Source organism: Sphingobium sp. TomMM15 (genome assembly GCF_055397045.1).
Genome location: NZ_AP027315.1, coordinates 1 through 20,163, shown reverse-complemented (window position 1 = coordinate 20,163; position 20,163 = coordinate 1). Strand labels below are relative to the sequence as shown.

The following is a 20,163-nucleotide window of genomic DNA, read 5'->3' as shown; positions in this document are numbered from 1 at the left end:
GCATGGCCTAACCGACGCATGGTCGGCAGATTACAACTTTGTCATGGGAGGGGCCTGAGCATGCCGTGTGGCAGGAAATAGCATTGATCGACGCAGCGACGAGGAATCCGCCGCACATTACCCCCGGCCCATCATGGCCGTTTCGGACATGAACCGGGCAAGTGCTTCTGCGCGGTTTACAGGATGATCGGCAGCTTCCCTCAATAGCTGCTCAACTTCCGGATAATTCGCTTGAGCAGGTACGACATAGGCCAGCGACCAGGTGACGAACCGTCGATCGGGATAGACACCTTCGGCGATGGTGCGGATATTTTCGTGCCTCAGGTCATCGAGTATGAGTCGCTGCAACGCGTCCACGGCGCCCGCTGGCCCTTCCAGATATTGCGCGAAACTGCGGCCGGTAAACAGGAGCGCGCCCGTGACGTGAAGGCGGTGATTGCGCGGGACGGAATCCCTGACGATATCCGCGGCCAGCTCATCGGCCTCATCCTCGGCGAGCCTGCTGGCGCTGATGTAGAACCATCTGAAGACCATCGACGCGAACTCCGGAAGGCCGCTGGTCCTCATTATAGAGGAGGCTATCCGTTCGTCGCCAACTCACAGGGGTTAAACACAAAGCCCCGGCCCCTACCGCCATTCGAACGCCGCTGCCCCCTCACTCACGAGTAGGCGAGCAGCGACGTAGGACGATCGGGTCGAGGAGTTGCCAGGGCGATGCGGATGATCGGCTCACTTCTGAGCCTTTCACCCTGCCCATTGCCTTTCGCCCTTAACGAGGAAGGTCGCTGACGCCCATCAGGTGCAGATCGACTGCGCGCGCGCACTGTCGGCCCTCCCGAATGGCCCAGACGACCAGCGACTGGCCACGACGCATGTCGCCACAGGCAAACACCGACGACTGGCTGGTGGCATAGTCGATCATGTTGGCCTTCACATTGCCGCGCGCGTCCAAATCGGCGCCCGACTGTTCGACCATGCCTGCCTTGCGAGGACCAACGAAGCCCATCGCCAGCAGGACGAGGTCGGCCTTCAGCTGGAATTCGCTGCCCGCGATTTCCTGCATTTTGCCGTCAACCCATTCGACGCGCACGCATTCGAGCGCCTCGATCTGGCCGTTCTTGCCGATCGCCCGACGGGTGGTAACCGCCCAATCGCGATCGCACCCTTCCTGATGAGAGGAAGACGTGCGCAACTTGAGCGGCCAATTGGGCCAGCTGAGCGACTTTTCCTCCCTCTCAGGCGGCTTTGGCATGATCTCCAGTTGGGTGACCGAAGCGGCGCCCTGCCGGTTGGAGGTGCCGACACAGTCCGAACCCGTGTCACCGCCGCCGATGACGACGACATGCTTGCCCTGCGCAGACAAGGTGCCGCGCGGCGCGGCGCGCAGTTCATCGTCGCCCGCGTTACGCTTGTTCTGCTGCGTCAGGAATTCCATCGCCAGCCGCACGCCAGCCAGCTCGCTGCCCGGAATATCCAGCGTGCGCGGATGTTCGGCGCCACCGGACAGAACCACGGCGTCATAATTGCTGCGCAGCGCGTCCATCGAGATGGCGACGCCGATCTCCGTCGAAGTGCGGAATTCGACACCTTCCGCTTCCATCTGCTGGGCGCGGCGATTGATCAGGTGCTTTTCCATTTTGAAGTCGGGGATGCCATAACGCAGCAAACCGCCGACCCGGTCATTCTTTTCGAACACGGTCACGGTGTGACCAGCGCGGGCAAGCTGTTGCGCGCAGGCAAGGCCAGCGGGGCCAGAGCCGACGACGGCAACGCGTTTGCCGGTCTTGCGCGCGGGCAGCTGCGGTTCGATCCAGCCTTCACGCCAACCGCGATCGACGATTTCGCACTCGATCGACTTGATGGTGACGGGAGAGTCCACGATGTTCAGCGTGCAGCTCGCCTCGCACGGGGCGGGACAGACGCGGCCGGTGAATTCCGGGAAGTTATTGGTGCTGTGCAGCGTTTCCAGCGCCGTCTTCCAATCGTCTTCATAGACGAGATGGTTCCAGTCCGGGATGATGTTGTTCACCGGACAGCCATTGTGACAGAAGGGAATGCCGCAGGCCATGCAGCGCGCGGCCTGGTCGCGGATCTCTTCCTTCGACAGCGGGACGATGAACTCGTTCCAGTGCTTCAGACGCTCTTCGGGCGCGGTGTAGCTGCGATCTTTGCGCTCAACCTCGAGGAAACCGGTAGGCTTGCCCAAACTCTTTCTCCAAACTTCTCAATCTTGTCGCATGCGAGGGAGCAATGCCCTCGCCCCATGAAGCCTATTCGGCGGCCACGGGGGCTACGGCAACGCGTTCATCTTCCATGCTCTGCAGAGCCTTGCGATAATCTTTCGGCATGACCCGGACGAAGTTCGCAAGCGTGCCCTGCCAGTCGGCCAGCAGCGCCTCGGCGCGTTCCGAACCCGTGTACAGCTTATGCCGTTCGAGCAGGATGCGCAGGCGGTCGGCGTCATGGCGAAGCATGTCGCCCATACCCCAATCATGCACGTCCACGCCGCGTTGCAGCGGACGGCCAAGGCCATCGTCGTCCGAAGCCGTCGCCGGGATCGGATCGACATCGACCATCGCGGGGTTGACCTTCGATCGGAAGCTGCCGTCGGGATCGTAGACATAGGCGATGCCGCCCGACATGCCCGCCGCGAAGTTGCGGCCGGTTTGTCCGAGCACGACGACCACGCCGCCGGTCATATATTCGCAGCCATGATCGCCCACGCCCTCGACGACGGCGATCGCGCCCGAGTTGCGGACAGCGAAACGTTCACCACCAACGCCGCGGAAGAAGGCTTCGCCGGAGATCGCCCCATAGAGGACGGTGTTGCCAACGATGATATTGTCGGCGGGAACGCGCTTCGTATCTTCCGGCGGACGGACGATGATGCGGCCACCGGACAGGCCCTTGCCGACATAGTCGTTCGCATCACCGGTCAGGTCCAGCGTCACGCCGTGCGCCAGGAACGCGCCGAAGCTCTGGCCCGCAACGCCTTGCAGCTTCACCAGGATGCTGTTGTCGGGCAGACCGGCATGGCCAAAGCGCCGGGCAACCTCGCCCGACAGCATTGCGCCGACGGTGCGGTTGACGTTGCGGATCGGCCGTTCGATGCGAACCGGGTCGCGCCTTTCCAGCGCGTCCATCGACGCCTTGATCAATTCCTGGTCGAGCGCGGCATCCAGACCATGGTCCTGGCCTTCGGTGTTGCGCAGGACCAGTTCCTGATCCGGCGCGACCTGATGGAGCAGGCGGCTGAGGTCGACGCCCTTCGCCTTCCAGTGATCGATCGCATCGCGCATGTCGAGCCGGTCGACGCGGCCGACCATTTCCTCGATCGTGCGGAAGCCGAGCTGCGCCATGATCGTGCGCAGTTCTTCCGCCACGAAGAAGAAATAGTTGATCACATGTTCCGGCTGGCCAGTGAAACGCTTGCGCAGTTCCGGGTCCTGCGTCGCGACGCCGACCGGGCAAGTGTTGAGGTGGCACTTGCGCATCATGATGCAGCCCGCCGCGATCAACGGAGCGGTGGCGAAGCCGAACTCATCCGCGCCGAGCAAGGCGCCGATGGCCACGTCGCGACCGGTGCGAAGACCGCCGTCGACCTGAACGGCGATACGGGTGCGCAGGCCGTTGAGCAGCAGCGTCTGCTGGGTTTCGGCAAGGCCGATTTCCCATGGGCTACCCGCATGGGTCAGCGACGTCAGCGGCGACGCGCCGGTGCCGCCTTCATAGCCAGAGATGGTGACATGGTCCGCCCGCGCCTTGCTGACGCCCGCCGCGACCGTGCCCACGCCGACTTCCGACACCAGCTTCACGGAGATGCGGGCGACCGGATTGACGTTCTTCAGGTCGTGGATCAGCTGCGCCAGATCCTCGATCGAATAGATGTCATGGTGCGGCGGCGGCGAGATGAGGCCGACGCCCGGCGTTGAGTGCCGCGTCTTGCCGATGGTCTTGTCGACCTTGTCACCCGGCAGCTGCCCGCCTTCGCCCGGCTTTGCGCCCTGCGCCATCTTGATCTGCACATCGTCGGCATTGACCAGATATTCGGTCGTCACGCCGAAGCGGCCGGAGGCCACCTGCTTGATCGCCGAGCGCATGGAATCACCATTAGGCAACGGGGTGAACCGCTTGGGATCCTCGCCGCCCTCGCCCGTGTTCGACTTGCCGCCGATACGGTTCATGGCGACGGCCAAGGTGGTGTGGGCTTCCCAGCTGATCGACCCATAGCTCATCGCGCCAGTCGCGAAACGCTTCACGATAGCACTGGCCGGTTCGACCTCTTCAAGCGGAATAGCCTGATCCGCGAACCTGAACTTCATGAGGCCGCGAATGGTCAGCAGCCGCTCATTCTGTTGATTGATGGACGCGGCGAAGGCTTCATATTCCTTCGGATTGTTGCCACGCACCGCATGCTGGAGCGACGCGACGCTCTGCGGCGTCCAGGCATGTTCCTCGCCACGGACGCGATAGGCATAGGCGCCGCCGACATCCAGCATGTTGCGGTAGATCGGATTGTCGCCGAACGCCTCACGATGGCGATTGACTGTTTCCTCCGCGATCTCGGCAAGGCCGATGCCCTCAATGGTGGTCGCGGTGCCGGTGAAATAGCGCTCCAGGAAGGCGGAATTGAGGCCGACCGCGTCGAAAATCTGCGCGCCGCAATAGCTCTGATAGGTCGAAATGCCCATCTTGGACATGACCTTCAGGATGCCCTTGCCGACCGCCTTGATATAGTTTTTCTGAACTTCGTAGGCGGACAGCGGCAGGTTCTGCTTCACGCGGATCTGCTCAAGCGTCTCGAACGCGAGATAGGGGTTAACCGCCTCCGCGCCATAACCGGCAAGGACGCAGAAATGATGCACTTCGCGCGCTTCGCCGGTTTCGACAACCAGGCCGGTCTGCATGCGCAGGCCCTGGCGGATGAGGTGATGGTGGACCGCTGCGGTTGCCAACGCGGCCGGGATGCCGATGCGCTCGGCTGAAACGTTGCGGTCGGACAGGATCAGGATGTTCTGGTCCGCGAGCACCGCTTCAGTCGCTTCGTTACAGATGCGATCGAGCGCGCGCTCCAGACCGGCGGCTCCTTCCGTCGTCGGCCAGCTGATGTCGATCGTCTGCGTGCGGAACGCACCGTCCAGCGCATCATGGATGCCGCGAATCTTGGCAAGGTCTTCGTCGGTCAGCACCGGCTGAAGAGTTTCCAGCCGCTTGTGCGTGCCAGCATGATGGCCAAGCAGGTTCGGACGCGGGCCGATCATCGACACCAGGCTCATCACCAGTTCCTCGCGGATCGGGTCGATCGGCGGGTTGGTGACCTGGGCGAAATTCTGCTTGAAATAGTCGTAGAGCAGCCGCGATTTTTGGCTGAGCACGGCGATGGGCGTGTCGATGCCCATGGACCCGATGGGGTCTTCCGCATTGCGCGCCATCGGCTCCAGGAACTTCAGCACGTCTTCCTGTGTGTAGCCGAAAGCCTGCTGGCGATCGAGGAACGCCGCCGCGTCGTTGCCGCGCGATGGCAGCAGGTCCTCGCCAAGGGTCGCGGGCAGCTCTTCCAGCTTGTACTGCGTTTCCTTCAGCCACTCCTCATAGGGATGTTCATCCGCGAGTTGGGCCTTGATCTCCTCGTCCTCGATGATGCGGCCCTGCTCCAAGTCGATGAGCAGCATCTTGCCCGGCTGAAGCCGCCACTTGCGGACGATATTCTCTTCCTTGAAGGGCAGGACGCCGCTTTCCGATGCCAGGACGATATGATCGTCATCTGTCACGATGAAGCGCGCCGGACGCAGGCCGTTGCGGTCGAGCGTCGCGCCAATCTGGCGCCCGTCGGTGAAGGCGATGGCGGCGGGGCCGTCCCACGGCTCCATCAGCGCCGCGAAATATTCGTAGAATGCCTTACGCTTCGGGTCCATCAGCGGATTGCCCGCCCATGCTTCCGGGATCAGCATCATTACCGCCTGCGCCAGCGGGTAGCCACCGGCGACCAGCAGTTCGAGCGCATTGTCGAGGCAAGCCGTGTCCGACTGACCATGCGGGATCAGCGGCCACATCTTGTCGAGGTCCGCGCCCAGCAGCGGGGATTCGAGCGTGCGGCGGCGCGCGTTCATCCAGTTCACATTGCCGCGCACCGTGTTGATCTCGCCATTATGGGCGATGAAGCGATAGGGGTGCGCCAGCTTCCACGAGGGGAAGGTGTTGGTCGAAAAGCGCTGGTGGACGAGCGCCAATGCCGACTGGGTCAACGGATTGCGCAGATCGTCATAGAAGCTGCCGACCTGATCGCAGAGGAGCAGCCCCTTGTAGACGACGGTGCGGGTGGAGAAGGACGGCACGTAGAAATCGGCCAGCGCCTCCAGCCCCCGCTTCTGCGACAATTCCTTCAGCGGATTCTGCGTTTGCTTGCGGATGGCGAGCAGCTTGCGCTCGAACGCGTCCTGATCCTTCGTTCCGGCGCCTCGGCCCACGAAGCACTGACGGATGGTCGGCATCTCGTCCAGCACCGTCTGGCCCAGCCCGTCGAGGGTCACCGGCACGTCGCGCCAACCCAGGAGGACCTGGCCTTCCTTCAGGATAAAGCGCTCAAGCTGCTGCACGGCGGCGGCTTCGGCATCCCCGTCACGCGGCAGGAAGCACATGGCAACACCATAATCGCCGGGCTGCGGCAGATCGATGCCCGCGCCGGTGGCCCAATCGCGATACAGCGAATCAGGAATCTGAATCAGAATGCCCGCGCCGTCACCCACCAAAGGGTCCGCGCCGACGGCGCCACGATGGTCGATATTGCGCAGAATGTCCAAGCCACGAAGAACAATATCGTGGGTTTTTAATCCCTTTATGTTGGCGATGAAGCCGACGCCGCATGCGTCATGCTCATTACCGGGATCATATAAACCTTGCTTGCTTGGGTAAGCCATTCACATTCCATTCCGTGCGATCTTGCGAGCGCGCCATTACACGCGCGGCGGACGGCAGGGAATAGCTTTGGCGCGATTCCCCGACGGCGATCGATCAAAAAATCCGCATTTTAAGCAGAATCGGGCGAACTTGTCTGCGCACAGTCCGCCACCTGACCGTTCGAATCGGCCATAAATGTCTCATGCAATGCTGACAATAGGCGAGAGAAGATCGTGACGGAACACAACTCGCCACAACTCGCCACAGCTCGCCAAGCCTTCAGACACGCCCTATTGACCCCGCAATTGCACCAGTTCCACGATTACGCCATCGGCATCGCGCACCACGCTGTTGATTACCGGCCCCTTCTCGTCCGCCGCAGCGATCCTGACGATAGGAAAACCCGCCTTCTGCACGCGCAGCGCGGCGGCCCGACTGTCACTGACCCGAATGCCGACCTTCGCCCCCATCGAACGGTTCTGGGTGGCGTTCGGTTTCCCATAATGAATGAGGATCAACAGCGGTTCGCTGGACCGGGGATCACCGGAAAAATTGAATGCGATTTTTTCGGCAGGATCACCCGGCTTGCTGATCGTAAAGACCGGCTTCATGCCGAGCGCGTCGACATAGAAGGATCGGGCGCGGGCCATGTCGGCCACCTCCAGCGACAGGAAACTGAACCCTGACATCGTAGGCTGACCTTGCGTCTGCGCGTAAGCGGGCACTGTTGCCAACAGCGCGGAGAGCGCAATCATCGCGGCGCGCTTCATGCCATGATCTCCGACAAGCTGCGCGACGTCCGCATGGCTTCCGTGCCCCAGGCATCGACGGGAACCCCCATCAACTGCTGCATGGTGAGGCCGACGCGCGAAATCGGGTCGCCCTGGCCCGCGATATGGATGCCGCTCTTGACCTTCCCGCCTGCCTGTCCAGCCAGCATCACGGGAATGCCGTTCACATCGTGGTTCTTCGCATAGCTGACCTCGGAATGAGCGACGACCAGCATATTGTCGAGCAAGGTGCCGTCCCCTTCCTTCACCGCCGACATTGCCGTTACGAAGTCGGCCCATCCCTGCATGCTCTGCGTGGAAAAGGCATCGACCGTTGGCTGGTAGCCCTTCGTGCGGTCCACCTGTTCCTCATGCGTAGCCTGATGATAAGCGGTGGGCGATCCAGCCTGCCGCAGGTCGGCGGTGGCGGTGGAAAAGACCATGTTGAACACCTTTGTCTGGTTGCAGGCGACGGCCATCGCCAGCAGTTCCGCCATCAGCTTGTGCGACTGCTGGCGGGCGGTGACGTCCGTGCTGGCGGACAGGTCGGCAGGCTGCGCTGGCACGATGCACGCCTCTGCCCGGGGCGGCTTTTCCAGTTGCAGCGCCAGCTTGTTCTCGACTTCACGGATGGAGGTGAAGTAGCTGTCCACCCGCGCCTTGTCCTCCGCCCCCAGCTTGCCCAGCATCCTGCGGCGCTCGTCGGTCACGGCGGACAAGACGCTGCGACGCGCCATCACCTTGGGGTCGGGGGCAAATTCCGCCGCATTGGGATCGCGAAAATCCGCGCCGAAGATGCGGCGATATAGCTCCATGGGCGATGCGACACTGGGGTTCATCTCCGTCCCGCTGCGATAGGAAAAGCTGGTGCGCGCATTGCCATCGGCACTCAGTTCCAGGCTGCGGAACAGCGTACCCGCGCCGATCGCGTCCGCAATGCTGACGTCGAATGTCGGGCCAACGAGCTGCTGCCATGTGTCGCTGGGCGTCCCGGTTCGAAGGCCCACATTGCCCGAGATATGCGGCTGATTGCTCTTGCCGCCCAAGGTGACACCGAAGCCTGAAAGCACGGAAACCTTGTCCTGCACCGGCTTGATCGGCGCGAGTTCGGGCGGGAGGTCGTAATTGGCGCCAGCCGTCTTGGGGTTCCAGCGATCGGGGATCATCCCGCAGCCCCAGAACCATGTGCCAAAGCGCACCGGTAAGCGGCCGCCTCCATAGGTCGCGGCCACCGCCGCGCCATTATTGTCCAGGAAATAGTCGAGGAACGGCAGGCCCACGGCCACCGCGCCGCCGCTGAGCATCCCACGCAGCAAAAAGCCGCGCCTGTCGAACTGCGTCATCAACCTTTCCTTCCTGACGATGGCTTGCCCGCGATCCGCGACGCCGCTGGCGCCCGGACGGCAAAGAATTGGGGATCGATGACGATCCGCCGGAACAGCGGCCGGATGCGAAATCCAGCCTGGGCAAAATCGTCATGCAGGCGCGTCGTCAAAGGCTCTTCGGACGGAAGCAGCGACCGCCCCGCCGCGTAACGCCACGCCGATTGCGCCACGCACTGCGTCACCTTGGGATTGTCATGCAACGCCTTGCCCAGACCCGCGCTGTCGGTGAACGACACCTTGTCCAGCATGCCCGTCGTGTCGATCGGCACGCCATTTTCCGTAGGCCGAAACTGTCCAGCGCCGTCGAAACTGTCGAGCGTCAGGCCCATCGGGTCAGTCAGCTTATGGCAGCTCGCGCATTCCTCATCGTCGAGATGCGCCTTCAATCGCTCGCGCGTAGTGCGGAAGGCGGGATTGCTCGTGTCCTGAACGATTGTGAAGTTCACATTGGCGGGCGGGGTCGGCACATGTTCGCACATCAGCACTTCGCGCAGCGCTTTGCCGCGCAACGTGGGCGAGGACCGCCCCTCATGGGAATGGAGCGCCAGAAAGCTGATCTGCGTCAGCAGCCCGACGCGCGGATCCTGATCCGGCAAGGTGATCATCGACCAGTCGCGCGGGCCATAGGGTATGCGATAGAGCGGGCTCAACTGCCGGTTCATCGCCACCCGGCGGGTGGTGAACAGGTCGCGATAATCGCCATTTTCCTCCACCAGCAGTGTCGTGATGGTGCGCAGCGTCTGTTCCCGCGCGGCGGGCGCGGCGAAAGAACGGAAGGCCGGGTAGATGATCCCGTCCTTGGACAGCGACATCATCCCTTCCAACTGAAGGAAATCGTCGAAGAAGGACCGCACACCGGTTTCAAACCGGGGAGAGGCCATCAGCCGATCGACCTGTCGGATAAGCCCCGCCTTCGTCATCAGGCTACCGTCGGCCGCCGCCTGCAGCAGCTGTTCGTCTGGCGTGCTGTTCCAAAGAAAGTAGCTGAGCTTGCTGGCGCGCGACCAGGCATCGATCGTCTGCCCGCCCGGAGCACTGGGGTCGGCCACCTCCCGGTCGGTCTGGAACAGGAAGGGCAGGTCCGACAGCATCGCCGTCAACATGATCGCCAGCCCGCCGTGGAAATCCTTCACCGTCGCGGCCGCCGCCAACGTCTGCGCGACGGCGAGCTTCACCTCCCCATCAGTCAGCGGCCGACGGTAGATCCTGAGGCCGATCCGCTTGAAGAAATCCGCCGCGCAGGCCGCGCCTTGCGGATCGGATGCCGACGGCGCGCACCCGACCAGCCGATCGCGATGTTTCGCATCGACTACCTGTTCGGCGATGCCGCGCGCAATCTGCTCATATTGCTCCGCCCCCGCCGGGGTAAGCGAGACTGCGCTGGTGCCCGCCGCCAGCAAACCGCCGACCCGCATGTCCGGTTCGAACCGGCCGCTCACCTTGATGTCAGGCCCGAATATATCGGCGATGGTCGCGCGATATTGCGCCTCGGTCAGCCGCCGGAACTTGGGCACCTGTGGTTGCTGCGCCTGCTGCTGCGCTGGCGCATCCGCCTGTCCGGCGCTGGCGGCCATCAGAATTGCGCCGATGGAACAGAGCGCCGTGACTGCGGACAGCGCGCGAAGGACGCGCGATGAATTCACCGGCCCGCTCACTGCTGCACCCCTTGCGCCACTTGCTGCGCTTTGATGAGGAAGACGGGCACACCCTTGAACCGCAATGCCGATGAAATGGCCGTGTTGCGCCCCGTCTTCGGGTCAGGGAAGGCATCGGCATAGCGGCGCACCGCCTTGATCAGCGCGGGGCAGGACATCCGCGTCAGATTGGCGCCCACCTGGGTCGATTGATGATAATTGTCCTCGATGCTCGCCAAAGTGTGATAGCCGTAAATGCCACCCTCTATGGCTTCGCCCGGCTTGATCTTCGCCTGAATGCGCGCCTGCCGGACCTCGCGATAGCTGTCGATGATCTGCTCACGCAACCGCAACCGTAAGTCGAACGGTTCAGTTAGCAGTTCGCCGTTGCGGATTTTTCCTTTGGCCTGCGCCATGAAGCGGCGATTCGGATCAACATCCAGACTGGCCCATGCCAGCGGCTTCCCCGCACCCGACAATTCCAAAGGATTGGCGCTGGCATAAAGGCGCACCGTCACATCATCGTCGTTGACCGGATCATCGACGCCGCTGACCTCGACCAGCGTGGGCGACGACATCGATGTGATCACCTCGTCCGCTACCTTGGGCGTGCCGAAATCGCGCGTGGAAAAAGTGCATCCCACCGCCCGGATCAGCTGGTTATCGACGCCCGGCTTCTTATCAGGGCTGACATAATCGTCCTTGCTCGCGCGGCCGTCCAGATCGATGCCGTAGGCGATTGGCCCCCGATAATCCTCATTCCCCTTTTCCATGAAGGGGAAGTCTTCCGGATTGGTGCAGCTGTCATAAGCAAAACGGGTGCCCAGGAAGGCAGCCGTGCCCTTCCCCTTGGGTATATGATATTTCTGGCGCAAGGCTTCCTGTTCCGCTTCGCTCAGTTGAGCCATGCTGCCATTGGAACCCGAAGGCTTGCCGGTAGGCACCATTTTGAAGCCCAGCCGCTGGCCCATCAGTTTGTGCAACTCTTGCACCTTGTCGGGCGCCTCATATTTCGCGCGCTCGGCGCGCGGCAGGCTTTTCAGAAACAGGTCGGACGAACTGAGCGACAGCGCGCGACACGCCTTTTCATCTTCGTAAGCCGCGACATAGATGTTGGTCAGCGCGAAGGAAAAGCTCTGCTGCTGCGGCGCGGACGCGCCAATCGCCATCATGCTGCTCACTACCAGCAATCCCGCCGCGACCCGCCTGTCGCGCACATGGGATCTCATATCTTTCATCACCCTCTCCTGCCGCCCGCGCTGTTACGCCGGTGTTTCTTCGTCCGTTATCATGCAGCCGCGCAGGCGTGCGCCACGGCGTTACTGTTCACCGAAGCGGCAGAAATGATCCGAAATGTCTGGTAAGGCTGGCTTTAGACAGATCAGGCTGATCAGAAACTCTGCATCGCGATTTCCACACTCATCCGCTGCGCCGCGCTGATCAACGCAGGCCCCAATTCGTCCAGCCGGGCGCGGGTAAGATGAGACGACCGATCCGAAATCGACAGCGACCCCTTGGGCAGCCCGTAGCGGTCCTTGACCACAGCGGCGACGCAGCGCAGCCCGTCGCTATGCTCTTCGTCGTCCAGCGCATATCCGCGCGCCCTGATCTGCGCCAACTCGCTGCGCAGACGGTCCCCGTCGATGATGCTACGCGCTGTGCGGGCCTTGAGCGGCGTGCTGTCCAGATAGCGATCGAACTCCGGCCGGGACCATTGCGCCATCAGCACCTTGCCCGACGCCGTGCTATGCAGCGGCAGCACAGCACCCGGCCGCGCCGCAGTCTGGCGAAAACCGTTGGTCGCGGCCTGCCCGACATAACAGACACCCGCCCTTTCGGGCACGGCGATGTTCACGCAATGCTGCACTTCCGACATCAGTGACCGCATGATCGTGTGGCCCAACTGGCCCAAGTCCCGCGTCTGGGCGAACACCGCGCCCACGGTGAAGGCCTGGACACCGACCGACCAGCCATTTTTTCGCCGGTCGAAAGCGACATAGCGCAACGCTTCCATGGTCGTCAGCAGGCGATGGGTAGTAGATCGCGGCAGGCCCACGGCACGCGACAGGTCGCTGAGCGTCATATGGTCGCTCTTGGCCAATTCATCGAGAATGCCGAATGCCCGCACCAGCGACTGGACTCGCCCAAGCAGACCGTCCTCCGGCTCTTGCTGACTATCGGTCACATCATGTTCCTCGCCTGCTGAGCTGTCGTCGCGCGAACGCCAGCCTTAGAGAAACTGGTATGACCTGTTTACCGACCTTTGTCGATATGCTTTGCGTCGGGCTTCGATCGGCCCTTATCCATCATCCGCGTCCGGGAAACATCAGGTCGGCATCGCCGTCCCACATCATGGGATGATCGATTGTGGATCGACGGCCTTTGGCTAAGGATCGGGCCAAGCAAAGGAGAGGATCATGCCCGACATCTTGCCGCTCGATCGCCGCACGGCATTGACGTTGGGGGCTGGCGCGCTGCTGTCAGGTATCGAGCCCGCCTTTGCCCGCAAAATCGGACAAAGCGGCGCGCCGGACTGGGCGAGCGAACCCATGCGTTGGTTCCAGCTTGCCTTTACCGAAGATGATCCGGGCCGTTATGATCCGGCGTTCTGGATCGATTATTTCCAGCAAATTTACGCCGATGGCGTCTGCCTGAGTTCCGGAGGAGGCATCGCCTTCTACCCGACGGCCATCCCCTATCATGGCATGGCGCAGGGTATCGGCAAGGGCGTGAACCCGTTCGGCGACATGGTCGCTGCGTGCAAGAAGCTGGGCATGCGCGTGCTCGCCCGTATCGATCCGCACGCAATGAACGCGGCCGCCGCCGCTGCCCATCCCGAATGGGCGTTGACCGGCCCGGATGGCAAGATCAAGCGCCATGGCAGCGCCCCGGACCTGACCCTAACTTGCGCCTATGGCCCCTATAATTTCGAGCTGATGCCCAAGGTGATCGAGGAAATCGCCCAGCGCTATCCGGTCGATGGCTTCTTCGGCAACCGCTGGAACGGCAGCGGCACCTGCTATTGCCAAAGCTGCCGGACGCTCTATCGAGCCGCATCGGGGCAGGAGGTTCCGGCCGACCCCGACCCTTCCAAACCAGAAGGGCGGCGATATGCGGCCTGGGTTGAAGACCGGCTCTTCGCCCTCATAGACCTTTGGAATGCGGCCGCGCGCAAGCACCGACCCCAGGCCTTCTTTATCCCAGGCGGTGACCGCCGGGGACTCGTCGATTTGAACGGCCCCGCCCTGTCAAAGCGTCTACCGCTCTCCTTTTGCGATCGCCAAGCTCGCTCGTCCGACGATTCGGGCTGGAGCACGGGTCCCGAGGTCTGGGGCGCGGGCCGCTACACCCGCGAACTGCGCGCCTTCATGAAGGACAAGCCGGTCGGCCACATAATCTCCGTAGGGGTGGAAGAAGCCTATCGCTGGAAGGATTCGGTGCAGAGCCCGGCCGAAATCCGCATCTGGGCGGCAGGCGCGATCGCCCAGGGCGCGCGCCCGTGGATTACCAAGTTCAATGCCAAGCCGCTCGACCTCCGCTGGATGGACGTGGTCCGGCAAATCTACAGCTGGCACCACGCCAACGAAGCCTATCTGCGCAACAGCGGCAATCTGGCGCGGGTCGCGATCATCCATTCGCCCAGGACAACTGCCTATCTGGGCGGCTGGAATCAGCGTGGGCAGCTGGAGGGTCATTCGCGCGGTTTTTACCAGGCTGCGCTTGAATCGCGCGTGCCCTTCGACCTCATCGACGAGGATTTTCTGGACGAAATTAGCCTGTCGCGCTTCCGCACCATCATTCTCGCTAATGCCGCAGTGCTGTCGGACGCACAATGCGATCAAATCCGCGCGTTTGTGAAGCGGGGTGGCAACGTGATCGCCACCTATCAGACCTCACTCTATGATGGGGACGGACGGCAGCGGGCGGACTTCGGCCTCGCGGACCTGTTCGGCTGCTCCGTCGCCGGAAAGGCTGAGGGACCGCTCAAGAACGCTTATCTCACCTTGCGCCATGTCCACCCTGCCATAGCTAGGCTACGCGAGATTAACCGCACCATCGGCCCGCTCTTCCGCCAGCCTGTCACCGCGCGCGACCAGAGAGAAGTCGCATTGACGCTGGTGCCGAGCTATCCCGACCTGCCGATGGAGCGCGTCTTCACTAACAAGACGGAAACCGACCTGCCGATGGCGATCTGCCGTCAAGTCGGCCGTGGCCGCGTCGCCTATCTGCCCATGGACATCGACCGCACCTTTGCAGAGCTTGGTCATGGTGATCATCTGACATTGCTGCACGCAATGCTCGACTGGACCCATCAGGAAGCGCATCCGCTAAAGATTGAAGGGCCGGGCCTGCTGGACATCGCCTGCTGGCGCCAGGACAAATCGATGACTGCGCATCTGGTCAATCTCAACAACCCCATGACGATGCGGGGCAGCTATCGCGAGGCGATCAGGACCGGCCCCTACCGGGTCCGCATGCAACTGCCACAGGGCAAACGGGCGGCGCAGGCCCGGCTGCTGACGGCAGGGACAGCCGTGCCACACGGGGCGGCGGACGGCTGGGTCGAAGTCGATGTGCCGTACATAGACTTCCACGAAGTCGTCGCGATCGACTTAATTTAAGAACGGACACTTCTCCAAACCTAAACTCCGTTCGCACTGAGCCTGTCGAAGGGCTCTACTTCTTTGAAGAACAAGAAGAGGCTTCGACAAGCTCAGCCCGAACGGAATTGAAATGGTCCCATGTAACTCAGGTCGCTTTCGACCAAGAAAAGGAACAAGCCGCGATGATCGACCGCCGCGACATGCTAGCCCTGAGCGCGCTTGGGGCGCTCGCCCTGGGCACGGCTTCCCGCGCTGATGCTGCTGCCGTAACCCCCGATCAGACCAGTCTTTCCCTGCACGGACGCGAACTGCACATCCTCGACCTCACGCACAAGCTGACGCGGGCCTTCGCCTTCACCCCTGGCCGCCTGACCATGGAGGCAGTGGAAGGATCGGGAACGAAAGCAGGGATGGCGCTCAACCGCATATCGATCGTCGAACATACGGGCACGCATCTCGACGCCCCCCGCCATTTCGCGCCTGATGGAGCATCGGTCGGCGACATACCCGTCAGCCAGTTGATCGTTCCACTCGTTGTAATCGACATAAGGGACAAGGTGAAAGCCGATCGCGACGCTCGGGTGGAACCGCGGGATGTCATCGCATGGGAACGCCACCATGGCCGCATCCCGTCCGGTTCCTGCGTCGCCATGCTCTCGGGCTGGGATCCGCTGAAAGCCTTTTCAAGTTTTGGCAGCCTGCCCCCCGCCGAACGGCGCAAGAGTCCCGGCTTCGATCCTACCATAATGGACATTCTGATGAAGCGGGACGTGCGTGGCATCGGCGTCGATACCATGTCGATCGATGCGGGTGAGGCGATGCCCGCCTTCCCCGTTCATCAGGCATGGCTGCGCAGCGGACGCTGGGCGTTGGAGGGGCTGGCCAATCTCGACCGCGCACCTGCTGCGGGCGGGTTGCTGTTCGCAGGCGTCGCGCCGCTGGAAAACGCCACCGGCATGCCCGCGCGCGTGATCGCGCTCTTTTGAACAAGCGCTGCGGCGCCCGCCGGTGCAGAAGCGAGCGCCACAATCAGTGTCGTCAAGCGCGCATCATCGATCCGCCATTGACGTCATAGATTGCACCGTTGATCCAACGGCCATCCTCAGACAACAGCATTGCGACGACGCCAGCATGGTCTTCGGATTGGCCCAGCCGGGTGTGCGGGGTGCGCGCCATGAAATAGTCGGCCCACTTGGTGGCTTCCTCGGCGTTCGCTTCCATCGCCGCCTTCATCTCGCCGGTCACGGTGAAACCGGGCGCGAGCACATTGGCGGTGATGCCTTCCTTGCCCCAGCGCGCACCGACGTGGCGCGCCAGCGCATTCACGCCCGCCTTCGCCATGGCATAGCAGGGCCGCGTCGGTTCACCACCATGCGCCGAGCCGGAGCTGGTGTAGACAATCGCGCCCTTACCGCTCTTAACGAGGTGCGGCACGACCGCGCGGGTGCACAGCAGGTGGCCGCGCAGGTTCACCGCGATCGTGCGGTCAAATGTGGAAAGGTCGATGGCCAGCGCGTCGCTATCCTCCATGATAACGCGCAGGTCTGCTGCATTGATATGCGCCCCGTCGAGGCCGCCAAAGCGGTTCACCGCCTCCTCTGTCGCCTTCTGCACCGATGCCTCGTCGGAAATATCGACATGGACCGCAAAGGTTTCGCCGCCCGCTTCCTGCGCCACCTGCGTCGCGCCCTCAATGTTGATGTCGGCCGCGCAGACCCGCGCGCCCTCTTCAGCTAGGCGCTTCACAGTGGCAGCGCCGATGCCGGTCGCGCTGCCGAACACGATGATACGGCGGTCTTTGAGACGATTGTTGGTCATGAGCATCCTCCAGAAAAGCTGTTGGCGTCGGAAACGTCGTTAATTGAGTAACCACTCACCATGTGGTTAGCAGCTCGTTCGAGCGCCGTCACCATCGCGCTGTGATCCTTTTCCGCATCGCCGTGGGCTACGCAACTGTTGAAAAGTTGCTGCGCATTTGCCGTTGCGGGCAGCGCAACTCCCAGTGAACGCGCACCTGAGAGCGCCAGATTCAAATCCTTCTGATGGAGCCGGATGCGAAAGCCGGGGTCGAAGGTTCGGTCGATCATCCGCTGGCCATGCACCTCCAGAACGCGCGACGCGGCAAAACCGCCCATCAACGCTTCGCGCACCCGCGCCGGGTCCGCGCCCGCCTTCGATGCGAAGACTAGCGCTTCGGAAACGGCTTCGATATTCAGCGCGACGATGATCTGGTTGGCGACCTTGGTCACCTGCCCCGCGCCAACGTCACCCACCAGCGTGATGCTCTTGCCCATCAGTTCCAGCAGCGGCCGGACCTTTTCGAACACATCCGCCTTGCCGCCGCACATGATGGTAAGCGCCGCATTCTTCGCCCCCACCTCACCGCCGGAAACCGGCGCGTCGACATAGGCGCAGCCCAGCGCATCGATCCGCTCCGCAAAGTCACGGGTCGCGATCGGGTCGATGGAACTCATGTCGATGACGGTCGTGCCGGGCTTCAACCGCTGCGCCACGCCGTCCGCGCCGAACAGCACGCGTTCGACGTCCGGCGTGTCGGGCAGCATCAGGATCAGGCATTCGGCCTCTGCCGCCACATCCGCAGGCGTGGCGCAGGCAACTGCACCGCCTTCGCGCAACTCATTCGGCATCGGCGTGCGGTTGGCGTAACTGTAGATCGCATGGCCCGCCGCCTGTAGATGCCCGGCCATGGGACGGCCCATGATGCCGAGGCCAATGAAACCAATCTTCATGTCACGCTCTCCCGGATTTCAGATAATCGCGCGCCCAGCCAAGGCCCGCCTTCGTGTCACCCGCAGGGCGGTATTCGCATCCGATCCACCCGCCATAGCCCAGCGCGTCGATGTGGCTCAGCAGCCAGGGATAATTGATCTCGCCGGTGCCGGGTTCGGCACGGCCCGGATTGTCGGCCAGCTGCATATGGCCGATGCGGGGCAACAGCCGTTCGATCGTGCGGGCAAGGTCGCCTTCCATGATCTGCATATGATAGATGTCATATTGTAGGCGGACATTTGTGCGACCCGCCTCGTCGATCACTGACAGCGCCGCGTCTGTCGTGCCATAGAAATAGCCGGGTATATCGACGCGCGTGTTGATCGGTTCGATCAATATCTCGATGCCATCGGCCGCCGCCAGATCGGCTGTGTAAGCGATATTGTCCACCAATGCAGTCCGGCACTCCGCGCTCGCGGGTGCCTTCCCTGCCATCAGGTGAAGGCGCGGGCAGCCCAGCGCTTTGGCATAGTCCCGCCCTTTAGCGACGCCCGCGCGAAACTCCTCCACGCGATCGGACAGCGCCGCGATGCCGCGCTCTCCGCCAGCCCAATCGCCAGCGGGCAGGTTGAACAGCACGACCTCCAGCCGGCATCGCCGCGCCCGTTCAGCCACCTCTCCCGCGCCATGATCATAGGGAAACATGAACTCGACGCCGGAAAAGCCGGCCTCCGCCGCCGCATCGAAGCGGTCGAGAAAGGGCAGGTCCTGGAACATCATCGACAGATTGGCGGCCAGCTTGACCATGTCTCTTCCTCTCTTTTCAATTCGCGCCCGGTCAGAAGGCGAGGCCCAGCACCAGATCCATGACATTGGTGCCGGTGGGTCCGGTGCGGAACAGGTCACCCGTCGCGTCCAACAATCGGTAGCTGTCATTGCGCACCAGCATCTCCGCCGGGTCGATCCCCACCGCCCGCGCACGCTCGTGAAGCGCGCCATCGGCAAAAGCCCCCGCCGCATCGGTTGGCCCGTCGGTGCCATCGGTGCCAGCGGCAAGCAGGACGGCATTGTCCTGCCCAGCCAGCGCCATGGCCGCGACCAGGGCAAATTCCTGGTTACGTCCGCCCAGCCCGTCGCCCGTCACCTGAAGTGTGGTTTCCCCAGCCGACACCAACAGCATGGGGCGATCCTGCGACGGTACTACGCGCAGGGCAGCGGCCATCGCCAGCGCCGCGTCATGAGTGTTGCCCGCCATCGCCGTATCCATATCTCGCACGGCCACCCCCTCCCGCGCCGCAATGCGATGCACAGCATCCACCAGCGTGGCGCTGTCGGCCAGCAGCAGTGTCTCGCGCCGTCCCACCGTTTGGGGTACGGGATGCACGCCCTTGGCAAGCGCACGCCGGATCGATGCGGGCACAGTATCTTGCAGCCCATATCGCGCGAGAATAGCGACCGGGTCCTCCTGTCCTTCCCCGCCCGCAAGAGTCGGCCCCGATCCGATCATGCAGAGGTCGCCGCTCGGCACGTCGGATATCAGCAAGGTCAGCACCGATGCGGGGCCGATATGGTCCAGAAGCCCGCCGCCCTTCACCCGCGACAGGCGCTTGCGCACGGCGTTGATCTCCTCGATCGATGCTCCCGAACGCAGCAGCATTTCCGTTGTCGCCGCCTTCTCCTCTAGCGTAACGCCATCAACCGGAGCAACCATCAACGCGGACGCGCCGCCGGTCAGCAACACGATCACGCTGTCACGCTCGGTCAGCCCTTCGACCGTGCGTAGCATTTCGGCGGTGGCTTCCATCCCCTGCGCGTCAGGAATCGGATGCCCCGCCTGAAGCTGCCGGATGCGCGTGAGCAGCTCATCATGACCGTGCTTGACGATGATGCAGCCGTCCGAAATCCGTTCTCCCAGCAGCGTTTCTAGCCCCTTCGCGAGCGAGCCCACGGCCTTTCCCGCACCGATCACGACGATGCGACCATCTGAAGCCAGTGGCCAGTCTATGGTTTTGCCCTGGTGGCATATGGACCAATGGTCACCCTCTGGAACGCCAAGCGATGCGACCAGCCTCTCGCCGCGCACCGACTGCAGCGCCTCAAGATAGATGCTTTCCAGCAGAGCGCGGGCGGCGGCCGTCTGCAT

Annotated in this window: 14 protein-coding genes; 2 read left to right on the top strand and 12 right to left on the bottom strand. The window is 62.8% G+C overall.

The genetic code is table 11. The annotated features are described in order from the left end of the window. Nucleotides 1-117: 117 nt before the first annotated feature. The 8 genes from ACZ51H_RS12995 to ACZ51H_RS12960 all read right to left on the bottom strand — a co-directional run bounded on the left by ACZ51H_RS12995 (nt 118) and on the right by ACZ51H_RS12960 (nt 12,871). Nucleotides 118-534, bottom strand: coding sequence for a BLUF domain-containing protein (locus ACZ51H_RS12995; protein ID WP_464803216.1), 417 nt, complete (start codon nt 532-534; stop codon nt 118-120). Nucleotides 535-769: 235 nt separating this feature from the next. Further along, entirely contained in the window at nt 770-2,206 is a 1,437-nt protein-coding gene (locus ACZ51H_RS12990) for a glutamate synthase subunit beta (RefSeq protein ID WP_449469328.1), read from the bottom strand. A gap of 64 nt (nt 2,207-2,270) precedes the next feature. After that, nucleotides 2,271-6,917, bottom strand: coding sequence for a glutamate synthase large subunit (gltB, locus tag ACZ51H_RS12985; RefSeq protein WP_464803215.1), 4,647 nt, complete (start codon nt 6,915-6,917; stop codon nt 2,271-2,273). Nucleotides 6,918-7,187: 270 nt separating this feature from the next. After that, on the bottom strand, nt 7,188-7,667 hold the full coding sequence (locus ACZ51H_RS12980) for a VOC family protein (protein ID WP_464803214.1): 480 nt from the start codon (nt 7,665-7,667) through the stop codon (nt 7,188-7,190). Further along, a complete protein-coding gene (locus ACZ51H_RS12975) occupies nt 7,664-9,010 on the bottom strand; it encodes a DUF1552 domain-containing protein (RefSeq protein WP_464803213.1) in 1,347 nt (448 codons plus the stop codon). Before ACZ51H_RS12975 ends, ACZ51H_RS12980 begins: the two co-directional genes overlap by 4 nt. Beyond that, complete coding sequence (locus ACZ51H_RS12970) at nt 9,010-10,707, bottom strand: DUF1592 domain-containing protein (protein WP_464803212.1); 1,698 nt, start codon at nt 10,705-10,707, stop codon at nt 9,010-9,012. The genes ACZ51H_RS12975 and ACZ51H_RS12970 overlap by 1 nt, the downstream gene beginning before the upstream one ends. Beyond that, on the bottom strand, nt 10,704-11,924 hold the full coding sequence (locus ACZ51H_RS12965) for a hypothetical protein (RefSeq protein ID WP_464803211.1): 1,221 nt from the start codon (nt 11,922-11,924) through the stop codon (nt 10,704-10,706). Before ACZ51H_RS12965 ends, ACZ51H_RS12970 begins: the two co-directional genes overlap by 4 nt. Before the next feature lie 152 nt (nt 11,925-12,076). Beyond that, a complete protein-coding gene (locus ACZ51H_RS12960; protein ID WP_464803210.1) occupies nt 12,077-12,871 on the bottom strand; it encodes an IclR family transcriptional regulator in 795 nt (264 codons plus the stop codon). A 232-nt stretch (nt 12,872-13,103) separates the two neighbouring features. Here ACZ51H_RS12960 and ACZ51H_RS12955 point away from each other — a divergent pair, with 232 nt between their 5' ends. After that, complete coding sequence (locus ACZ51H_RS12955) at nt 13,104-15,308, top strand: alpha-amylase family protein (protein WP_464803209.1); 2,205 nt, start codon at nt 13,104-13,106, stop codon at nt 15,306-15,308. A gap of 164 nt (nt 15,309-15,472) precedes the next feature. Next, a complete protein-coding gene (locus ACZ51H_RS12950) occupies nt 15,473-16,276 on the top strand; it encodes a cyclase family protein (RefSeq protein WP_464803208.1) in 804 nt (267 codons plus the stop codon). A gap of 52 nt (nt 16,277-16,328) precedes the next feature. On the opposite strand, the gene ACZ51H_RS12945 is transcribed toward ACZ51H_RS12950, so the two are convergent. Genes ACZ51H_RS12945 through ACZ51H_RS12930 form a run of 4 tightly spaced genes read right to left on the bottom strand, consistent with a single transcriptional unit; the run spans nt 16,329 to nt 20,163 of the window. Continuing rightward, nucleotides 16,329-17,108 carry an SDR family NAD(P)-dependent oxidoreductase gene (locus ACZ51H_RS12945; protein ID WP_460989053.1) on the bottom strand — a complete coding sequence of 260 codons (780 nt, stop codon included), beginning with the start codon at nt 17,106-17,108 and terminating at the stop codon, nt 16,329-16,331. Further along, nucleotides 17,105-18,040, bottom strand: coding sequence for a 2-hydroxy-3-oxopropionate reductase (locus tag ACZ51H_RS12940; RefSeq protein ID WP_464803207.1), 936 nt, complete (start codon nt 18,038-18,040; stop codon nt 17,105-17,107). The genes ACZ51H_RS12945 and ACZ51H_RS12940 overlap by 4 nt, the downstream gene beginning before the upstream one ends. A gap of 1 nt (nt 18,041) precedes the next feature. Further along, nucleotides 18,042-18,827: a 2-oxo-tetronate isomerase gene (otnI, locus tag ACZ51H_RS12935; protein ID WP_464803206.1), complete on the bottom strand. Its 786-nt coding sequence runs from the start codon at nt 18,825-18,827 to the stop codon at nt 18,042-18,044. A 31-nt stretch (nt 18,828-18,858) separates the two neighbouring features. After that, on the bottom strand, nt 18,859-20,163 hold the full coding sequence (locus tag ACZ51H_RS12930) for a glycerate kinase type-2 family protein (protein ID WP_464803205.1): 1,305 nt from the start codon (nt 20,161-20,163) through the stop codon (nt 18,859-18,861).